Below are 18,830 nucleotides of genomic sequence, written 5' to 3'. Positions count from 1 at the left end.
TACATATGAAGCAGACTGTGACTAATAGTGGCGTAGGTAAATGGGTAACGAGAATGTACGACGCCGAAAAAGCTGCTGGCACCTTGAAATTTGTGGATGACCTTGAGTTTGGGCCTTCTCTGCTCTATGCAAAGGCTGTGCGTTCCGCTGTTCCTCATGGTGAAATTATTTCCATCGATAAAGCTGAGGCCTTGAAGGTGTCCGGAGTTAAAGAGGTCATCGTTGGCGAGGACTTCCCATATAGGTTCGGCCTCTATCTGAAGGATAGAAGCCCAATGGCCATAAAAAAGGTCAGATATATCGGTGAGCCAGTGGCGTTGGTCGTTGCAGAAAGCGAGGAAGCTGCTGAAGAAGGGGCTCTCAAGGTGTCTGTTAAGTATAAGGAGCTAGAGGCTGTCTTTGATCCAGTCAAAGCTGCCACCGATAACTCGGTGCTGGTGCATCCTGAATTGGGAAGTTACGAGCACGTAGATTTCATTACTCCTCAACCAGGTACTAATATAGCTAACTGGTTTAGAGTTAGACGAGGCGATATCGATAAGGCCTTCAAGGAGGCAGATTACATTTTCGAGGAAGCAGTAACGTATCCGCAGATAGCGCACGGCTTTCTCGAGCCTCATTGTTGCGTGTGCGTTCAAGATCCTGTATCTCAGGAAATAACTATATGGACGGCAGGACAGTCCGTCTTCACAACCAGAGATATCATAGCTGATGCATTGGGATTGCCGCTAAGCAAGATAAGGGTAATAGCCCCGCCCATTGGAGGGGGTTTCGGCGGTAAGGCAGGGATGACCATAGAGGCCTTGTGTCTTGCTGCGGCGACGCACCCAAACTTAAAGGGGCGGCCCATCAAGTTATTTATATCTAGGGAAGAGGTAATGCTTTCTTCGTGGGTTAGACAAGGTTATGTGGCCCGGATAAGGATGGCAGTCAACAAAGAAGGGAAAATACTGGGAATTAAAAATACCTTTTACTTCGATACAGGGATTTCGGCTGAATATGGTGCAAACCCGGTAAGAAGTGCTGGATATACATCGACGGGGTGCTACTACATACCTAATGTTTGGACTGATAGCTATGCAGTTTATACCAATAAACCCTTTGGTGGAGCTTATAGGGGTTTTGGGATGCCAGAGTTCATGAGCGCTCTTGAGATGGCCATGGATATAGTGGCGCATAAAATGGGTATGGATCCCGTGGAATTTAGGCTCAAAAACTTGCTAAAGCCTGGTTTGCCGACCTGTACCGGAATGCCTATGCATAACCATGCCTTGGAAACTATAGTCAAAAAGGTGGCCGAAGGTATAAGCATTAATAAAGAGGAACCGGCCAAGCGTAATGGTTGGAAAAGAGGGAAGGGCATTGCCCTTGCCATAAAAGCACCTGCCATGCCAGCCGATGCTGCGTCTTCAGCTACAGTAGAAATTTTGGGGGATGGGAGCGTTAAGGTCTTGGCTGCCTCGATGGATATGGGGCAAGGAGTTTACACATCATTTGCCCAAATCGCCTCAGAGGAATTGGGCATTCCTATTGAAAAGATAAAATGTTATTATCCAGACACGCAAAGCCATCCTTACGATTGGCAGACTGTGGCAAGCCGTTCTTGTTGGTCCATGGGTATGGCTCTGAAACTTGCGTGCGAGGATGCAAGGAATCAATTGATTCAGCTTTATAGTGAATATTGGCAGTGTGACCAGTCGGAAATAACCATTGAACACGGAGTGGTCAAGTGCAGAAAGCTTGGCAAGGCTGAGCCGATTGATACGAAGATTCAAAACGGCTTCAAGATGCCCGACGGTAAATATAAAGGTGGACCCATAATAGGAAGAGGACATTTTGTACCACCTGATGTAATATATCCTGATATCGAAACAGGGCAGTCTCCCAAAAGCGTTGTTCATTTTACAGTAGGTGCTGTTGGAGTTGACCTTGAAGTTGATCCTCATACCGGAGAAATAGTTGTCAATAAAGTTGTATGCGGCTATGATCTCGGCAAGGCTATTTCGCCATTGAACGTAAGAGGACAAATAGAAGGTGGAACCGTCCAAGGCATATCTGCTGGCATAATGGAAGGAATGTATTACGACGATAAAGGCTTACTGCTCACTCCTTCGTTCACTGATTACAAGATAGCTACAATAAAGGACATACCCGATGAAATTCAATATTTCTGGGAAGAGACCCCTGAGGAGATATCTCCCTATGGCAACAGGGGGGTTGGGGAGCACTCCATGATCTCACCGGCACCAGCAATTGGAAATGCTTTATTTAACGCCTTAAAGGTCCGCATACACAGCTATCCTTTTACGAGAGAAAGAGTATACAAGGCAATAAAGCAATTCGATGAAAAAGGCAATGTAGATTTTTGGGAATATCCCTTTGCCAGGGAACAGGATTACAAGCAAGCAATTAAATCCTGGGATTAACCTTTATTTACCCCCGTAGGGCAGCTGCAGAAGCGGCCTTGCGGGGGATAGAAGCAATTAAAATCAGCAAAAGATAAAAGGGGGTAATGCAGCGTCTTTTAAAATTATTGTGTACAATTCGAAATGTTTTCTAAGTTAAAAATAAAACTTAGAAGGAGGTAATTTTTATGGCTAGAAAGAAAGTTGTTTATGGCATAAACGATGTTCCTCCGCCAGCTATATTGGTACTGGCGGGTGCTCAGCATGTTTTGACACTTTTTGGAGCCACTACGCTCGTTCCGCTCATTTTTGGTCCTGAGATGGGAATGACAAGAGCGGAGATAGGATTTTTTATTTCGTGCGTATATCTGGCCATGGGGATAGCTACGCTGATCCAAACGCATCCAAAGCTTGGCTCCGGCCTTCCGATCGTTCAGGGGTCAAGTTTTAGCTTTATCCCTCCCATAATGACTATAATTGGCATTTATAAGGCAATGGGGCCTAACGTGATCATGCAATATATTGGCGGTGCCCTGATAAGCGGCGGATTGCTCCTGTCTTTTTTGGGATACAGCAAAATAGTTGGATATATTAGGAAAGTTATAACTCCCGTAGTTATCGGACCCACAATTATGGCTATAGGCTTTTCCCTTGCTCCCACTGCTGTACAGTTCAATGCTGCCAACTATTGGCCGGTGTCGTTATTGGTTGTGTTTTTGATCTTTTTTTTCAGCCTCGTGACGAAAAAACAATACCTCAATATATTTTCTGTGTTGACTTCAATAGTAATTACTTATCTTATTTGTTTAATCCTGTCAGTGACCGGTTTATTCGCTGCGGGGCATCCGGCATATATAGATCTCACTGAAGTTATCAAGGCTCCGTGGTTTAGGTTTACTGGAATTATGCCCTGGGGTGCGCCAAAGTTTAGCGTTGTAACATTTGGTACAGCTTTGGCCGGTTTCTTCGCGGTTATGATCGAGTCAATCGGAGATTATCACTCCTGTTCCTATGCTGCAGGGCTGGACGATCCATCCTCTGAGACCATTAGCAGAGGTATTGGTGCCGAAGGGGTAAACTGTGCAATTTCGGGAATGCTGGGTGGTGTTGCAACGACATCATATACGGAAAATATCGGACTAATCGGTTTGACGGGCGTTGCCTCTCGCTGGGTTGTAAGGACAGGAGCCGTTATATTAATATTGATGAGCACAATAGGAAAGCTCGGTGCTCTTGTTGCCACCATTCCCAGTCCGATAATTGGTGGAGCTTATATATCGCTTTTTGGCGTAATAGGTGCTCTTGGAATCCAGGTTTTGATGAGGGCTGATATGGGAAGCCAGAGGAATGTTTTAATAGTTGGTTTTGCCTTCTTAATGGCCCTTGGACTTCCTGGATGGATAGAGCAAAACCACGCTATTTTTTCGACCATAGGAGTTCTTGGAGAAGTAATATGGGCTATATTGAAGACACCGATGGCTGTAGCGGGCATTTGTGCAGCCGTATGCGATAGCTTGATTCCCGGTACCGACGAGGAGCGGGGCATAGGCGTAAAAATATGATAAATGACAAAAGAGGCGGGTTATAACCCGCCTCTTTTGTATGTGAGGTGTAATTTATTTGATCAAGGCAATCCTTTTGGCTGCCGGCGAAGGACGGCGTTTGGGTTACGAGAAGATGTCAAGACCTATTTTGGGCAAACCAATCATATTTTGGACATTAGATTTAATCCGCGCCTCTGGTTTTGATCCAAAAGATATAGTGGTCGTAATAGGCTATGACGGAGATAAGCTGAAGAAGGAATTATCGAAGTATGGCGTTCGATTGAATATTGTCGAAAATCCCGATTTCAGAAAAGAGATGTTCTCTTCGATAAAAACCGGCATATTGTCTTTGTCAAAAGATATAGAAAATGTCCTGATAGTCTTAGGCGATCAACCTTTAGTCAAGCCCGCTACGATAAAGGCCATTTTATCCGAAAGGCACCCCTTAAAGGTGGTTCAGCCTGTTTTTAACGGAAAAAGGAGTCATCCGATTCTGATCCCAAAGCCCATAGTTGAAACAATACACTCAGCCTCTTTTGATCACACATTAAAGGATCTCATGCCGCCGCCGGAAGAAAGAATCTTAGTGCCCGTGGATGACGAGGGAGTATGCATTGACATAGACACCTTCGAGGACCTTAAATTGGCGGAGAGCATCTTAAAGATCAGACATCAAGAGGCTGACGCAGACCCTTAACGTTTGCTCCGTTATCGACAGCAATGATTTCAGCCATAACAGATATAGCGATTTCTTCAGGCGTTTCTGCCTTGATGGGAAGTCCAATGGGTGCATATAATCTGTCAACCAGCTCTTTGGAAACCCCCATTTTTAGCAGGTTTTCTTTCATCACGGCTATCTTGCGCTTGGAGCCTATCACTCCTATGTAGCAAGCGGTCTTTCCGTCGAGTTTGCGGACGACCTCTGTGTCAAGAGAGTGCCCTCTGGTTACAACGACGACATGTGTTAGTTTGTGAAATGACAGATATCTTTCGAAAGCATCATCGAGCGGGCAGGCAATTGTTTGTGCCCAAGGGACGTTATTTGGATTTGCGAATTCCTCTCTTTCGTCCCACAAGGTTACTGAATAATTTAGAAAGCTAGCTACCCGGGCTATGGCTTTTCCTACATGTCCGGCTCCAAAAATAATGAGTTCTTTTTTTCTCCCGATAAGTTCAAGAAATACTGTCGTTTTACCGCCACAGGCGGCTTTTGGGTCATCTACCTCTGTGGCCGTAAATTCTTCGCTGTAAAGAGCAGTTGTTTTGTCCTCACGGAACAACCTCAATGCTTCCTGTATAACGTGATATTCCAATACGCCTCCGCCTATTGTCCCAACTATCGACCCGTTTTCCCATATCAGCATCTTTGATCCGACGCTTCTTGGCGTCGAACCTTCTTCGTCTATTATTGTGCATAATACACATTTTTCCCCCGTTTCAAGGGATTTCTTAAGAGATTCGATGATTGTCAGATCCATTTTGATTACCTCCTCCAGTTGTGTTTCGTTTTATTATAAAATATACACATAGTCTGACTATAGGCAAAGGCGGGATTGTGAAGGGAAAACGGTCGATAGGGAGGATTTTGAAAGTGCGCAAAAAAATTGTAGATTTGAACCAGGCAATAAATCATATTTTATCTCATGACTTGACAAAAATAGATGTGGAGATGGGTTATAAGGGGCCTCGTTTCAAGAAAGGACATGTCATCAAAGAAGAGGACATAGAGATTTTAAGGTCTATGGGCAGAGAACATTTAACTATTCTGGAATTAGAAGAAGATGAAGTGCATGAAGACGATGCTGCTTTAGCTTTAGGGTCGGCAATATGTGGAAAAGGATTGAAATTAACAGCCCCAAGTGAGGGAAGGTGTAATTTAATAGCCGACTTCAGAGGGCTTCTTTACTTCGATCCCGATAAAGTAAATATGATAAATAGCGATCCCGACTGGGTGGTAGTCACTTTATATCCCTACACGATGGTGGAACCGGGAGACATGGTGGCGGGTTTTAGGATTTTGCCACTTGCCGTTAAGAGAGCGCAGCTTGAAAGGGCTCTGCGTGTAGGGGCTACATTTGAGGTTAGGGCCTACAACCCTCTCAAGGTCGGATTGGTAACGACTGGAGGGGAAATAAAAAGCGGAATAATAAAGGATGCCTTCAGGTCTAAGCTTGAAAGAAAAGTAGCTTATTTCGGAGGGAGTTTACTGGGACAAAACATCGCAGGGGATGACCAATACGAGATTTCAGAAGCAATACGCAACTTTTTAAATAGTGGAGCAGATTTGATCATCTGCACAGGGGGAATGAGCGTCGATGCCGATGATAATACTCCGCGAGCCATTGCACAGACCTGCGACGAGGTAAAATTCAAGGGTATACCTGTATTGCCAGGCTCAATGCTTATGGTGGGAATGAAGGGAGAAAAGGTCATCATTGGAGCGCCTGCGTGTGTCGTCCACGATGAATGGACCAGTCTAGACCTGGTTTTGCCTAGGATATTTGCCGGACTGATTCCAACCTTCGAGGAGATCTCGAGGTTTGGCATAGGTGGCCTGTGCAGGCGTTGCTCGACATGTTCTTTTCCTAACTGTTCTTTTGGGGTCAAATGTTGAAATGTTGAATCGAGAATATGTAAAGAAAACGTTAAAAACTTTTGGCATAAGGCCCACAAAAGCGAGAATTCTCATTTGCGAAGCGCTAATGATGGCAGGGCAACCCGTATCGCATGGTGATCTACAGACAAACGTTCTTTTAAGTGAGATTAACAGGGTTACATTGTACAGATCTTTATACATTTTGGTTGAAGCGGGTATAGTGCATAAGGTGCTTGGCATAGATGGTCGATGGTACTTTTGCATTCACGAACTTGACGAACCGGGGTGCCCAGGAGGCCACCCCCATTTTTATTGCCTAAAGTGCGGGAACATGAAATGTTTACGAGGAGACAAGCTTCCCTTTGTGGAAGTTCCTCCGGGGTGTCATGTCGAAGGAAAGCAACTTTTAGTTTACGGGATATGTGAGAAATGTTTTAAGGAAACTAAAGAGTTTAATTGATAGAAAGCAACACAGCGTCTCCCGACAAGATGGGGTCTTTGGGGTTTTCCTCGATCGCTTCTACGAGTGATAAATTTTCATATGCAGTGATGACCTTTAATCTTCCTTTTATTTCGTAATAGTCGTATCCTGAATTTAATCTGCGCTGATTGATTACCAATAAAGTATCGCCTTTGCCGATAGAATCCCTAAAGCCCAAATTGCAAAAGAACCTCTTTTGACCAAATTGTCCTCTCTGGTCGGATGCTTCTATTATTCGTCCCCTAACACCTTGACCTGCAAGAGCGGCATAAAGGTCATCTTTTGCTTCCCTGAGCGCCTTTTTGATCCCTTGCCAGTAGACGGTTTTTTCAAAACGATCCCACCAGGGTGTTTTGAAAACATCCTCCTCATAAAGTGGTTTCCATCTTGAATCTGTAACGAAGTATTCGCATCTTCTAGGTTGGGTACTTCCCGGTTCGTAATATTCAGCTCTTAGGTGTATTTTGGCCTTTGTAGTGGTGCCCAAATTATTACTTCGTTTGGGCACAAAACTGCTTAGAGAAAGTTTTGCCATTGTTGAGTCGGATGAATCAACAGGTACGACATCGATTAAGGGCGAATGCTTGAGTAATCTGATAAATTCGTTTTTAATTTTTTCCGGAAGAATGTCTTGGGCTATTGCAAACCGATTCTCATATATTTTAAGCTCTGTTTCATTTTTGACTTCATCGACATATATCTTGACGGGAAGAACGTTTGCTTCGATATGGCTAGGAGAAAGAAAGAAAAGGAGAACCGTAAACAGTGACATAATTTGCACTTTCGTCATGTTAGACACTTCCTAATCGTGTTTTAGATGTTCGTCAATAGATTTGAAGAATGCATCAATGTCCTCGTCGGCTACCAGGTCTACCCTGTCCATTGGAAGATAGGTGGTGGAAAAATCACCCTTGTTTACTATTACTATAGTCCCCTTGCATTCGGCTGGAATCAGAGCCGCGGGGGTAACCACAAGGGACGAGCCGACAACGAAGAATAGGTCGCTTTCCCTCGCGAGCTCAATGCATTTGTCAAGGTATTTAACGGGCTCGCCGAAAAAGACGATGTCCGGTTTTATTACTCCTCCACAACTATCACAGTGGGGGGTTTCTTCTTCCATGGTTTTCTTAAAACTTTCTTCGTAATTAAATTTTTTACCACATTTGAGACAATAACTTTCCCATACGCCTCCGTGTATTTCGTAAACTTTTTTTGCCCCGGCCCTTTGATGGAGGGAATCGATGTTTTGGGTAATTATGCCTATTAATTTCCCTTTTTCCTCTAACTTTGCGAAGAAATAATGCGAGAAAGTCGGTTTTATCTGTTGAAGGGCTTTCAAGAACTCCTTGTGAAATTTATAAAAAAGCGAGGGGTCACGATAAAAATAGGATATGTCAAATATCCTCTCCGGGTTATCTACACCGGCCGTGCGATACAACCCCTTTGGCCCACGGAAATCGGGGATTCCGGCATTTGTGGATATGCCTGCTCCGCTAAGCAGACATATTTTTTGTGCCTTTTTTATCATGTCTGCGCACTTTGCTGTCAGGTCATGCATCAACTTCACCTCCTGTAACTTTTTGACTCGCATAAATCCCTTATATACTTTATCATTATCAGAGGATATTTTCATCCTCCACTTCTGGTAAGTTTTTTAAAATATCAAATAGCCGTCTTAAAGTTATGATGGAGGGATGAGTGTGGGAAATTATTACGATGTTATTGTGGTGGGAGCAGGTCCGGCCGGACTTTTTGCTGCCCTTGAGTTGGCGAACAGAGGAATAAGTGTGGCTTTAATAGACAAAGGAAAGACGCTTGACGAGAGAACGTGTCCGTTGAAAATGGGCATAGTTCGAACCTGTGCTCATTGCAATTCCTGTAGCCTGATGTGCGGGTGGGGAGGCGCAGGAGCCTTTAGCGATGGTAAATTAACGTTGACCCCTCACTTTGGAGGAAATTTAGAGAAATACATCGGTAAGGAAAGGCTTCTTGCCTTGCTCGACGAAGTGGATTCCATTTGGAGGGAATATGGAGCAGATTCCGCACCTTTGTTCGAACCGGATCCGGAATTTGCTTCTAAGGTTATCAAAAAAGCCCGTGTAGCTGGTTTGCATGTCATTCCTGCGAAGATACGGCACATAGGCACAGATCGCACGAAGGAAGTGTTGCGCAATATATATTGCAAATTGTGCGATAAAGTTCACATATTGATGAACACCGAAGTAAAGAGGGTACTGATTGCTGACGGAGGAGTAGCTGGCGTTGAACTTTCAAGCGGCGAAAAGCTGAACGCAAAACTCGTCTTGCTGGCCCCCGGAAGGGAGGGAGCTCCCTGGATGGAACGGACGAGCAAAGAGCTTGGCCTTCAAGTAGACTCCCTTCCCGTCGACGTAGGCGTGAGGGTAGAAATTCCTGCCGAGTTGGCCGAGGAGTTGACGGAACAGTTCTACGAAGTTAAGGCAATCTACAATTCCCCGACTTTTGATGATCAGGTTAGGACCTTTTGTATGTGTCCCCACGGAGAAGTCGTTACGGAGTTTCAGTCCGATGGCGGCGTCGTTACCGTGAATGGCCACAGCTTCAGAAGCAAAAGCACAGACAACACTAACTTTGCCATACTTGTGAGCACTAATTTCACAGAACCCTTCCACGATCCCAACGGTTATGGTGTTCATATTGCAAGACTGGCGAACATGCTTGGCGGTTCTGTGTTGGTGCAGCGATTGGGCGATCTTAAACTAGGCAGACGATCGACTCGTTCGAGAATTGAACGGGGCTTGGTGAAACCGACATTAGCGGAAGCCGAGCCGGGTGATTTATCCTTTGCCCTTCCATACAGACATCTAAAGGACATTTTAGAAATGCTTGAGGCTTTGGAGTCGATCATACCCCATGTGAACGATAAATATACCTTGTTATACGGTATTGAGGTCAAATTCTATAGTTTGAAGCTTTCCTTAAACGAGAAATTGCAAACCTCGATAAAAGGCTTGTATGCGGCTGGGGACGGAGCGGGTGTTACCAGGGGGGTCATACAGGCTGCGGCCAGCGGTTTGATCTCCGCCAGGAGTATGCTTGAAGAGATTCATGAAACGATTTCAAAAAACTAGCGAAATTGCTGTATAATAATATATGTTAAATATGAATACAGGGGTGATAATTATGTTGGATCGCAAATTGCTCAAAATGCTTAACGAACAACTAAACAGAGAGATATATTCAGGTTATTTGTACTGGTCAATGGCTTCCTGGTTTGATGCCAACAATTTAAAGGGTTTTGCCCACTGGATGAAAAAACAGGCCGAGGAAGAGATAGATCATGCAAAGAAATTCTATGAATATATAAACGACAGGCGTGAAAAGGTCGAGATGTTGCCTGTTGAAGCTCCAAAGTCCTCGTGGAGTTCGCCTTTGGAGGTCTTTGAAGACACCTTCGCCCACGAACAAAAAGTAACTGAAATGATCAACAGTTTGGTAGATGCAGCGAGGGAAGCTAACGACCATGCAACTTTCGAATTCCTTCAATGGTTTGTCAAGGAACAGGTCGAAGAAGAGGCCAATGCCGAAGAGATAGTCCAAAAGCTGCGCTTCGCCGGAGATTCCCCAAGCGTTATATTAATGTTGGATCAGGCGCTCGGATCTCGTGAGGATTAGCTGAGTCTTCTAAAGGAGGCAGGTCTATGGGTGTCGATAAGGTGGATTTGCAGGCTCTCTTTACCCTAAGTTACGGGCTATATATAGTGACGGGGGCCAGCGAAGGAAGGTTGAACGGTCAGATAGCAAATGCGTTGATGCAGGTTACTGCAGATCCCATATGTGTGGTTGTAGCTTTGCACAAAGATAACTTGACTACAGAGCTGGTCGAAAAGAACAAGGCCTTTGGAGTGTCGGTTCTGGAAGAGGATACGCCAATGCCATTCATAGGGACTTTTGGGTTTAAATGCGGGAGAGATATAAATAAAATGACTCAATGTCAATACAAGATTGGCGAAACAGGCGCGCCCTTGGTATTGGACCACGCCCTTGCCGTTATTGAGGCAAAGGTCATAGATATAATTCCAGTATATACTCATAAGCTGTTCGTTGCAGAGGTTGTTTTAGCTGAGACCATAAAAAGCGGTACGCCCCTAACGTATGCCAATTATCGTTTGATAAAGGGCGGAAAGTCACCCAAGAATGCGCCGACCTTTGTCTTCAACAAAGCTTAATTATGAAATAAGTGGGGCGCTCGAAGAGCGCCCTTTTGCTTAAGGGTGAAATGAGTTTGTCTTTGGTCGAGTTTTTGGAAATGCTTTACGCCAAATATAACGATAAAGAGAAGGCAAGAGAAGACCCGGTCTATTTTTTGCATAGTTTCGATGATATTCGTGCAAGGGAGATAATTGGGATTGTTGCTGCCTCCTTGGCTTTCGGGCGAGTTTCTCAGATCATAAAATCTATTGAGAAAGTCGTCGCTATAATGGAAGATAATCCTAGAGATTTCCTTTTGAAAGTGCCTGTGGATTATTTAATGGCGAAGCTCAAGGGATTTAAACATAGGTGGGTCAAGGGAAGCGATATTGTTAGCCTTTTGTATGCCTGCAAAATTTTGATTGCACGATATGACTCGCTAGAGTCTCTCTATGAGCATTGCAAAGCTGGGGATTCGGACCCTGCTGTTGGTTTTGCTGTTGCCCTTAGAAATGCATCGCCTGAGGATATAAGCGTTCTAATCCCCGATCCATGGAAAAATAGCCCGTGTAAGAGGCTTAGGCTTTTTTTAAAGTGGATGGTTAGAAAGGATAATGTAGATCCGGGGGGTTGGACAGTCGAGACACCTGCCAACTTGGTAGTTCCTTTAGATGTGCACATGTGGAAATTCGGAAAGGAATTGGGATGGATCAAGAGGGCTTCTCCTGATGCAAAAGCTGCAATAGAACTTACGCAAGCCTTCAGGCTTTTTCGTCCCGATGATCCCTTGAGGTATGATTTTGCCCTATCCCATCTGGGAATGGAGGCCAAGGATTATCGTAAAGTCATTTCTGCCGTTAAGAAATTGAGTAAGACCTACGATTGCGAAGGCAAGAACTAGTCGTTAAATTATAAGCTGCAAAGGGGTCTTTAACGAAATGGACAAAAAGTTTCCCAAGTTGTGCGATGTCATATATGCATATCAAGGAATCACTAGAAAGGTTACTGTAAAACCGGATACGTCACTGCTCGATGCTTTGATCTCCGCCGGCATCGTTTTAGACGCAGCTTGCGGAGGGCAGGGAAAATGCGGGCAATGTCGCGTCTTGGTCAGAGGGGCTTTGACAGAGCCGTCTGATGAAGAGGTTGATAAATTAGGGCCCGAGATCTTGGGTCTGGGCTGGCGTCTTGCCTGCCAGGCTTTTGTTAAAGGCAATGTTGAGGTTATTGTAGACGATTTTAAAACTGACTCACGTAGCAAACTCATCGATTCCGCCTTTTTCGAGAAAAATTTCATTTTACAACATCCTTCCGTAATGGAAGAAAAAGTGAACCTTCGCTGGGATGATCTAGTGGCAGGGAGTGTGAGTGAAGCCCTTGCTAAAGCATTGGGAAAGGACGAATTGAAGATAAGGCCGGAAGCATTGCAGGAGCTGTCAATATATTGGGAGGAAGGGGAGAGCTGGAGGGGCAGTATTGTTAAAATTGACGAAGAGTATGTGGCGATTTTTTCTGGGCATGAGGAAAAACCCCTTTGTGCCTTCGTCTGTGATGTCGGCACTACGGCTATTTCTATCGTTCTGTTAGATTTGAAGATCGGTAAGATGCTTTCGCGTCGCACTATTGCGAATCCTCAGAGGAGTTTTGGAGCGGATGTTATTTCTCGCATCTCTAAAGCGACAAACCCAAAAGATTTATTAAAGATGCAAACAATGTTGATCGACTCCATCGCAATGTCGATGCGACAGTGTTTAGAAGAGACAAATATATCTAAGGAAAGGGTATTTGAGATTCTGATTTTGGGCAACACTGTTATGGAACATCTCTTTTGGGGGATATCCCCTAAACCTCTGTCCAGGACTCCCTATGTGCCGGTCTTTAAGAACATTTTAAGCTCCGAAGGTTTCAAGTTTTCGGCACTGCCAATGCATCCTTCAGGTCGGATTTGGTCGATGCCTATAGTCGATAAGTTCGTGGGCGGAGATATGATCTCCGTGCTTTTTGAGTTGCTTTCCCTAGGTCCAAAAATTCCATGCCTCGTGATAGACCTTGGAACGAATGGGGAAATAGGGCTGATTTTGGATGAGAAAATATTTATCACTTCCGCAGCGGCCGGGCCTGCCTTTGAGGGTGGTGCGATCTCCTGTGGAATGGTTGCAACCGATGGAGCGATTTATTCTCTCGAGGAAGATGGCGAACATGGCATAAAGGCACTGACAATAGGAGAAGGGATTGCCAAAGGACTATGTGGGAGCGGAGTTATAAGCGCAGTTGCCCTATTTAAAAGAATGGGATTGATAGATGATACAGGAAGGATCAAAGACCCAGACGAGATAGGAGAAAAAGCGATAGCCTCGCTGATAGTGAGAGAAGAAGGCAGGCGAAAAATAATGATCGCCGATGGCATAGCCCTGACCCAATCTGATATTAGACAGGTTCAGCTGGCGAAGGGGGCGATCTCTGCCGCCATAGATTTGATATTGGAAAAGGCCTGCTTGAGCAGCGAATCATTAAGCGCTGTTTACCTAGCGGGGGCCTTTGGAAACTACCTAAACCCCGAAGATGTTATTGGTATAGGCCTGTTGCCAAAGGATCTTACGGGTGAGGTCAAGTGTCTCGGAAACGCTGCATTGAGCGGGGGAGTCAGGTTTGTATTGGGTGGCAGAGAGTCTTTCAAGGTATTGGATCGTATCTTATCTAAAATTGAATTCATCGATATAGAAAAAGAAAATTTTAACGAAAAATTTTTATCGAAGCTGACGTATCTCTGATGATCTCAGATGGAGTTTTGAAAGACCAAATTTTTTTTCTTGACAAATAGGAATTGAAGTACCATAATCCTTAAATAGGAAGGGAGGTCGAAGGATGAAGGGTGGAGTTGTACAAATCTCACAAGCTGCATCGATTGCACTGCACGGAATGGGAATACTTGCACTACATGAAAGAAGAATAAGCGTAAGAAAGCTTTCGGAGATGATATCCGTATCCGAACAACATGCAGCGAAGGTCTTTCAAAGGTTGACCAAGGCTGGACTGGTAAATTCCCTGCGTGGTCCAAGCGGGGGTGTCGAACTCGCTGTTCCCGCTTCAAAAATAACCCTCTACGAAGTTTATGAAGCCATAGAGGGGAAGCCTTCGTCAGACTACTGCTTGATAAACAAACAGCATTGTCCCTTTGGGAGCTGTATTTTTGGAGGAATGCTCAAAAGAATTAACGAAGAGTTTATAAAATATCTATCCAGCAGGACTTTAGCTGACTTAGTAAGGAGTGATCTTTTCGATGAAACAAAGGGTATTGCGACGAGTAATAAAAATTGACGAGGATAAGTGTGACGGATGTGGCCTATGTGCCGAAGCCTGTCATGAGGGCGCAATAGTCATAGAAGAGGGGAAGGCCAAGCTCAGAAACGAGTCTTACTGCGATGGCTTGGGAGACTGTATCGGTGAGTGCCCGAAGGGGGCCATATCCTTTGAGTTGAGGGAAGCTGAAGAATACACAAGAGCTGCAGAAGAACCGAGCCATGGAGAAAACCTCCTTCCCTGCGGGTGCCCAGGAAGCAAGGTTATGGATATTCGTCATAATAGCAATAAAGGAATGTCAGAAAGCTTGGAACAGGGCGTCGCCGATGACAATTCTAGGCTTTTGAACTGGCCAATTCAGCTTAAGTTGTTACCGGTAAATGCACCGTATTTGAAAGGATCTTCTATCGTGTTGGCTGCGGATTGCACGGGATTTTCGTTATACAGTTTTCAAAAGACGATATTGAAAGACGATGAAAGAGTTTTGCTCATAGGTTGTCCCAAACTTGATGATGCCGAGCTTTATAGGCAGAAATTAGCTCAAATTTTTAAGGTAAATCAGACGCCCGAAATAACTGTAATAATCATGGAAGTGCCTTGCTGTGGGGGATTATGGAGAATAGCGGAATCCGTTGCAAGCGAAGTTAATCGGGATATAGTTTTAAATAAAATAGTGATTGGAATCGATGGTAACATTAAAGATAAAGAAACAATTAAATATAGATATAAAGCAAATTAAAAAGGGGGAGTAGGCATGTTTTGTTATCAATGCGAACAGACAGCTCAAGGGAGTGGTTGTACTAATTTTGGCGTATGTGGCAAAAGTCCCGAGGTAGCGGATCTTCAGGACCTGCTCATACACGTCGCTAAAGGTATTTCCATGTACGCTCACAGGGCGCGAGCTTTAGGTGCGTCCGACGAAGAAATCGATTCATTCGTAATAGAATCTTTATTTACTACGGTGACAAATGTTAACTTCGACGAGGATAGCATGGAACAAATGATCCGTAAGGCGGAAAAGATAAGGGAAAAGGCTCGAAATCTTTACCTCAATGCAGCAAAGGAAAAGGGAATAACGCCAGATGAGCTAAACGGGCCGGCGACATTTGAGCTGGCAAAAGACCGATCGGGACTATTAACTCAAGGAGAAAAGGTCAATCCCGAATCGCGAGCTCAGCGATGGGGAGATGTGATAGGGGGACTACACGACCTTATCTTGTTTGGCCTAAAGGGGAGCGCAGCCTATGCAGATCATGCCCAGATTTTGGGCAAAAAAAGCAATGAGATTTATGGGGGATTTCATGCTTTCATGGACTACCTCTCCAAAGATAGTTTTACGGAAGAGGAATTATTGCAAAAGGCTATCGAATTTGGGAACTTTAATTTAAAGGTAATGGAGCTTCTGGATGAGGCCAATACCGAAGCTTATGGCCATCCCGAACCTACCAAAGTAAGGGTAACCCCTGTAAAGGGAAAGGCAATACTTGTTTCCGGTCATGACTTGAGGGATTTGGATCTTCTCTTAAAACAAACGGAGGGCAAGGGCATAAGCGTATATACTCACGGAGAGATGCTTCCTTGCTTAGCCTATCCGAAACTTAAAAAATATTCCCATCTTGTAGGAAACTATGGAAGTGCCTGGCAGAATCAGCGAAGTGAATTCGATGAATTTCCGGGTGCAATTTTGATGACGACCAACTGCATTCAAAAACCAAAGGATTCTTACAAGGATCGAATTTTTACCACAGGTCTAGTGGCTTGGCCGGGGGTACGCCACATTGGTCCCGATAAGGACTTTTCTCCCCTTATTGAGGCGGCGCTTGCCCAGTCCGGTTTCTCCGAAGATGGACCAGAACATTACATTACCATAGGTTTTGCCAGAAATACCGTGCTCTCCGTAGCTGATAAGGTCATTGATTTGGTCAAGCAGGGGAAGATCCGACACTTCTTTCTCATAGGTGGTTGCGATGGGGCAAAGCCGGGGCGTAATTATTACACTGAATTTGCAACTAGCGTACCAAAAGACTGTCTTATCTTGACCTTAGCATGCGGCAAATATCGCTTCAATAAGTTGGAGTTTGGCGATATTGAGGGCATCCCGAGGTTGCTCGACATGGGGCAGTGTAACGATGCTTACTCTGCGATCGTCGTTGCAAAAGCCCTAGCCGATGCCTTTGAGACGGATGTCAACAGCCTTCCTTTATCGCTTATCTTATCGTGGTACGAGCAAAAGGCCGTTTGTATTTTGTTGTCCCTTATTGCCCTTGGAATCAAAAATATGCGCCTTGGCCCAACCCTTCCTGCCTTTTTAAAGCCCAAAGTGATTTCCTACTTGAGCGAAAATTTGGGTCTCAAACCTATCACCACTCCGGCAGAGGATTTAAAAGCCATACTGGGCTAAATACAAGTCAACTGCTGTTTCTATACAAAAAGAGGCAAGTTGCTAACTTGCCTCTTTTTGTATTTTTAAACAGGCATCGATTAGTGTGTTCGGATTTTTACCGTCGTCAATTACGAGAAGAATTATATCAATACTAGTGGCAAAAGTTACATACATGTATTTTGTATTTTTTTATTAATGCCTATTGCAAAAACAATGCAGCGATGATAAATTGAGTGTCAATAATTGAATACATCCGAATTCGACCTTCGATTATAAAAAGTATGCTCTTATGAAAAAGGGGGTTAAGTGAAAACGTTGGATAATGCAAGGAGTATGCAAGAGCGGTTCTCATTACCAAATAGACTGCCATATAAAAACATTACTATGGCAGTACGAGAACGCTTGATGATGGAGCTTTTGTTTTCTAACAAATATGAGCCGGGCGAATGGATTAATGAATCGGTTATAGTCAATGAACTAAACATAAGCAAAGCGCCTATTAGGGAAGCCTTAAGGGAGTTAGCAGCTATTGGATTAGTGCAGATAGTACCTCACAAGGGAGCTCGTGTAACAGAATTTACAAAACGAGACATGGAAGAAATCTATACCATTAGATATATGTTAGAGGAATGCATTTTTAAGGATATTATCGTTCGGGATGCAGTAACAGAGGATGATATTAATCACCTTAATGGGATTGCTCAAAAGATGAAGATGATCGCTATGAGTGATAAGCCTAAGGAGTTAATATTGGGTAATTTTCTCGAGAAAGACCTTGAATTTCACAAATATCTTTGGCTTAAAGCGGACCTCAAATGGACAATAAAAATGCTTTTAGATATATATCTTTTGCTCATTTTGGGAATATATAAATTTTTACTGGATGCTAACTTAACTGAAACAGCAGAATATCACTTTAGGATTATAGATTACATAAAGGCCAAGGATATTGAAAAATTCAAGAAAGATAGGTCAGAAAGCTATTATGCTTTAAGAAGATGCACTAGTGATTAAAGGGGGTTTATTAAATGGATAAAATGACGAGCAGATTACGTAAACTTCTTTCTAGGGACCAAATACTTGTTGCGCCAGGAGCTCACGATCCTCTTGTGGCGAGGATAATCGAAAAGGAAGGTTTTGAGGCAGTGTATATGACTGGTTATGGGACCTCGGCAAGTGTGTTAGGGCAACCAGATGTAGGACTCTTGACGCAAACAGAAATGGCAATTAGAGCTGCAAACTTAGTTGAGGCCGTAAGTATCCCTGTAATTGCCGATGCAGATACTGGATATGGAAATGCCATTAATGTTCAACGGACCGTACGCTTATACGAAAAAGCTGGGGTTGCCTGTATTCAACTTGAGGATCAAGTAGCTCCAAAAAAGTGTGGTCACATGCTGGGCAGGGAAATCATTTCGCAGGAAGAGATGGTTGGAAAGATTAAAGCGGCCTGTGATGCCAGAGTTGATGACGACCTTATGATAATGGCAAGAACAGATGCCCGCACTAATTTTGGAATAGATGCGGCCATAGAAAGAGGCTTAGCTTACGAAGCAGCAGGTGCAGATATTATTTTTATAGAATCTCCAGAATCTATTGAAGAAATGCAGAAAGTAACATCAAGTTTTAATGTGCCCGTGTTGGCCAATATGCTTGAACATGGGAGGACTCCGTTATTAACGGCAAAAGAACTCGAGGACCTGGGGTATGACTTAGTGATCTTCTGTGTAGCCTCTACATACGTTATCGCAAAGGCGGTTACTAAATTGATGAAGGAACTTAAAACTACGGGGACCACTGCTGGCATGATCGACGAAATGATTCCCTTTAACGAATTTAATGAGCTTGTTGGGTTGAATATTATTAGAGAGAAAGAAAAGGAATATGCTACAGGAAGGGATTAATGTAGCATTTAAGCACTAACAATATATAGTGAAGGAGGTATATTGAT

At 44.0% G+C, this 18,830-nt stretch carries 18 protein-coding genes; 15 read left to right on the top strand and 3 right to left on the bottom strand.

What is annotated here, in order from left to right; translation table 11 throughout:
- The first annotated feature begins 5 nt into the window (after window positions 1-5).
- The 3 genes from HMPREF1705_RS02975 (at window position 6) to HMPREF1705_RS02965 (ending at window position 4,646) form a co-directional block, all read left to right on the top strand.
- Window positions 6-2,426, top strand: a complete 2,421-nt coding sequence (locus HMPREF1705_RS02975) for a xanthine dehydrogenase family protein molybdopterin-binding subunit (protein WP_009202415.1) — start codon at window positions 6-8, stop codon at window positions 2,424-2,426.
- Between the two features lie 167 nt (window positions 2,427-2,593).
- Window positions 2,594-3,967: a uracil-xanthine permease family protein gene (locus tag HMPREF1705_RS02970; protein WP_009202414.1), complete on the top strand. Its 1,374-nt coding sequence runs from the start codon at window positions 2,594-2,596 to the stop codon at window positions 3,965-3,967.
- Between the two features lie 58 nt (window positions 3,968-4,025).
- A complete protein-coding gene (locus HMPREF1705_RS02965; protein ID WP_009202413.1) occupies window positions 4,026-4,646 on the top strand; it encodes a nucleotidyltransferase family protein in 621 nt (206 codons plus the stop codon).
- Here HMPREF1705_RS02965 and HMPREF1705_RS02960 read toward each other — a convergent pair.
- Complete coding sequence (locus HMPREF1705_RS02960) at window positions 4,615-5,427, bottom strand: XdhC family protein (RefSeq protein WP_009202412.1); 813 nt, start codon at window positions 5,425-5,427, stop codon at window positions 4,615-4,617. The genes HMPREF1705_RS02965 and HMPREF1705_RS02960 overlap by 32 nt on opposite strands.
- Before the next feature lie 113 nt (window positions 5,428-5,540).
- On the opposite strand from HMPREF1705_RS02960, the gene HMPREF1705_RS02955 reads away from it, so the two are divergent.
- Both HMPREF1705_RS02955 and HMPREF1705_RS02950 read left to right on the top strand, forming a co-directional pair.
- Complete coding sequence (locus tag HMPREF1705_RS02955; protein WP_040348959.1) at window positions 5,541-6,563, top strand: molybdopterin-binding protein; 1,023 nt, start codon at window positions 5,541-5,543, stop codon at window positions 6,561-6,563.
- A 1-nt stretch (window position 6,564) separates the two neighbouring features.
- Window positions 6,565-7,005 carry a Fur family transcriptional regulator gene (locus tag HMPREF1705_RS02950; protein WP_009202410.1) on the top strand — a complete coding sequence of 147 codons (441 nt, stop codon included), beginning with the start codon at window positions 6,565-6,567 and terminating at the stop codon, window positions 7,003-7,005.
- Here HMPREF1705_RS02950 and HMPREF1705_RS02945 read toward each other — a convergent pair.
- Window positions 6,998-7,816, bottom strand: coding sequence for a hypothetical protein (locus HMPREF1705_RS02945; RefSeq protein ID WP_009202409.1), 819 nt, complete (start codon window positions 7,814-7,816; stop codon window positions 6,998-7,000). The genes HMPREF1705_RS02950 and HMPREF1705_RS02945 overlap by 8 nt on opposite strands.
- 12 nt (window positions 7,817-7,828) lie before the next feature.
- Complete coding sequence (locus HMPREF1705_RS02940) at window positions 7,829-8,584, bottom strand: SIR2 family NAD-dependent protein deacylase (protein WP_040348958.1); 756 nt, start codon at window positions 8,582-8,584, stop codon at window positions 7,829-7,831.
- A 136-nt stretch (window positions 8,585-8,720) separates the two neighbouring features.
- Between HMPREF1705_RS02940 and HMPREF1705_RS02935 the strand changes: the two genes are divergently transcribed.
- From HMPREF1705_RS02935 to HMPREF1705_RS02890, 10 genes are all read left to right on the top strand, one after another.
- The gene (locus HMPREF1705_RS02935; protein ID WP_057940671.1) at window positions 8,721-10,136 is read left to right on the top strand and encodes an NAD(P)/FAD-dependent oxidoreductase; all 1,416 of its coding nucleotides are present in this window, start codon (window positions 8,721-8,723) and stop codon (window positions 10,134-10,136) included.
- Window positions 10,137-10,188: 52 nt separating this feature from the next.
- Window positions 10,189-10,680, top strand: coding sequence for a ferritin (locus tag HMPREF1705_RS02930; RefSeq protein WP_040348957.1), 492 nt, complete (start codon window positions 10,189-10,191; stop codon window positions 10,678-10,680).
- Between the two features lie 26 nt (window positions 10,681-10,706).
- Window positions 10,707-11,234, top strand: coding sequence for a flavin reductase family protein (locus tag HMPREF1705_RS02925; RefSeq protein ID WP_009202405.1), 528 nt, complete (start codon window positions 10,707-10,709; stop codon window positions 11,232-11,234).
- A gap of 50 nt (window positions 11,235-11,284) precedes the next feature.
- The gene (locus tag HMPREF1705_RS02920; RefSeq protein WP_370739600.1) at window positions 11,285-12,097 is read left to right on the top strand and encodes a TIGR02757 family protein; all 813 of its coding nucleotides are present in this window, start codon (window positions 11,285-11,287) and stop codon (window positions 12,095-12,097) included.
- 37 nt (window positions 12,098-12,134) lie between these two features.
- The gene (locus HMPREF1705_RS02915; RefSeq protein ID WP_057940670.1) at window positions 12,135-13,967 is read left to right on the top strand and encodes an ASKHA domain-containing protein; all 1,833 of its coding nucleotides are present in this window, start codon (window positions 12,135-12,137) and stop codon (window positions 13,965-13,967) included.
- Between the two features lie 94 nt (window positions 13,968-14,061).
- Window positions 14,062-14,514 carry an RrF2 family transcriptional regulator gene (locus HMPREF1705_RS02910; RefSeq protein ID WP_009202402.1) on the top strand — a complete coding sequence of 151 codons (453 nt, stop codon included), beginning with the start codon at window positions 14,062-14,064 and terminating at the stop codon, window positions 14,512-14,514.
- Window positions 14,477-15,235: an ATP-binding protein gene (locus HMPREF1705_RS02905; protein WP_057940669.1), complete on the top strand. Its 759-nt coding sequence runs from the start codon at window positions 14,477-14,479 to the stop codon at window positions 15,233-15,235. The genes HMPREF1705_RS02910 and HMPREF1705_RS02905 overlap by 38 nt, the downstream gene beginning before the upstream one ends.
- Before the next feature lie 15 nt (window positions 15,236-15,250).
- On the top strand, window positions 15,251-16,897 hold the full coding sequence (gene hcp / locus HMPREF1705_RS02900; protein WP_009202400.1) for a hydroxylamine reductase: 1,647 nt from the start codon (window positions 15,251-15,253) through the stop codon (window positions 16,895-16,897).
- 297 nt (window positions 16,898-17,194) lie between these two features.
- Window positions 17,195-17,893, top strand: coding sequence for a GntR family transcriptional regulator (locus HMPREF1705_RS02895; RefSeq protein ID WP_242603506.1), 699 nt, complete (start codon window positions 17,195-17,197; stop codon window positions 17,891-17,893).
- Window positions 17,894-17,907: 14 nt separating this feature from the next.
- The gene (locus tag HMPREF1705_RS02890; protein ID WP_057940668.1) at window positions 17,908-18,783 is read left to right on the top strand and encodes an isocitrate lyase/PEP mutase family protein; all 876 of its coding nucleotides are present in this window, start codon (window positions 17,908-17,910) and stop codon (window positions 18,781-18,783) included.
- Window positions 18,784-18,830: the final 47 nt, after the last annotated feature.

The sequence above is a fragment of the Acetomicrobium hydrogeniformans ATCC BAA-1850 genome, assembly GCF_000160455.2.
GTDB classification, from domain to species: Bacteria; Synergistota; Synergistia; order Synergistales; family Acetomicrobiaceae; genus Acetomicrobium; species Acetomicrobium thermoterrenum.
The sequence above is the reverse complement of the archived record's forward strand: the minus strand, read 5'-3'. Positions and strand labels throughout refer to the sequence as shown.

Coding starts and splice junctions, on each gene's coding strand:
- HMPREF1705_RS02970 (WP_009202414.1), top strand. CDS start 2,594: ATGGCTAGAAAGAAAGTTGTTTATGGCATAAACGATGTTCCTCCGCCA.
- HMPREF1705_RS02925 (WP_009202405.1), top strand. CDS start 10,707: ATGGGTGTCGATAAGGTGGATTTGCAGGCTCTCTTTACCCTAAGTTAC.
- HMPREF1705_RS02920 (WP_370739600.1), top strand. CDS start 11,285: ATGAGTTTGTCTTTGGTCGAGTTTTTGGAAATGCTTTACGCCAAATAT.
- HMPREF1705_RS02910 (WP_009202402.1), top strand. CDS start 14,062: ATGAAGGGTGGAGTTGTACAAATCTCACAAGCTGCATCGATTGCACTG.
- HMPREF1705_RS02930 (WP_040348957.1), top strand. CDS start 10,189: ATGTTGGATCGCAAATTGCTCAAAATGCTTAACGAACAACTAAACAGA.
- HMPREF1705_RS02960 (WP_009202412.1), bottom strand. CDS start 5,427: ATGGATCTGACAATCATCGAATCTCTTAAGAAATCCCTTGAAACGGGG.
- HMPREF1705_RS02935 (WP_057940671.1), top strand. CDS start 8,721: ATGAGTGTGGGAAATTATTACGATGTTATTGTGGTGGGAGCAGGTCCG.
- HMPREF1705_RS02945 (WP_009202409.1), bottom strand. CDS start 7,816: ATGACGAAAGTGCAAATTATGTCACTGTTTACGGTTCTCCTTTTCTTT.
- HMPREF1705_RS02940 (WP_040348958.1), bottom strand. CDS start 8,584: ATGCATGACCTGACAGCAAAGTGCGCAGACATGATAAAAAAGGCACAA.
- hcp (WP_009202400.1), top strand. CDS start 15,251: ATGTTTTGTTATCAATGCGAACAGACAGCTCAAGGGAGTGGTTGTACT.
- HMPREF1705_RS02890 (WP_057940668.1), top strand. CDS start 17,908: ATGGATAAAATGACGAGCAGATTACGTAAACTTCTTTCTAGGGACCAA.
- HMPREF1705_RS02915 (WP_057940670.1), top strand. CDS start 12,135: ATGGACAAAAAGTTTCCCAAGTTGTGCGATGTCATATATGCATATCAA.
- HMPREF1705_RS02950 (WP_009202410.1), top strand. CDS start 6,565: ATGTTGAATCGAGAATATGTAAAGAAAACGTTAAAAACTTTTGGCATA.
- HMPREF1705_RS02905 (WP_057940669.1), top strand. CDS start 14,477: ATGAAACAAAGGGTATTGCGACGAGTAATAAAAATTGACGAGGATAAG.
- HMPREF1705_RS02975 (WP_009202415.1), top strand. CDS start 6: ATGAAGCAGACTGTGACTAATAGTGGCGTAGGTAAATGGGTAACGAGA.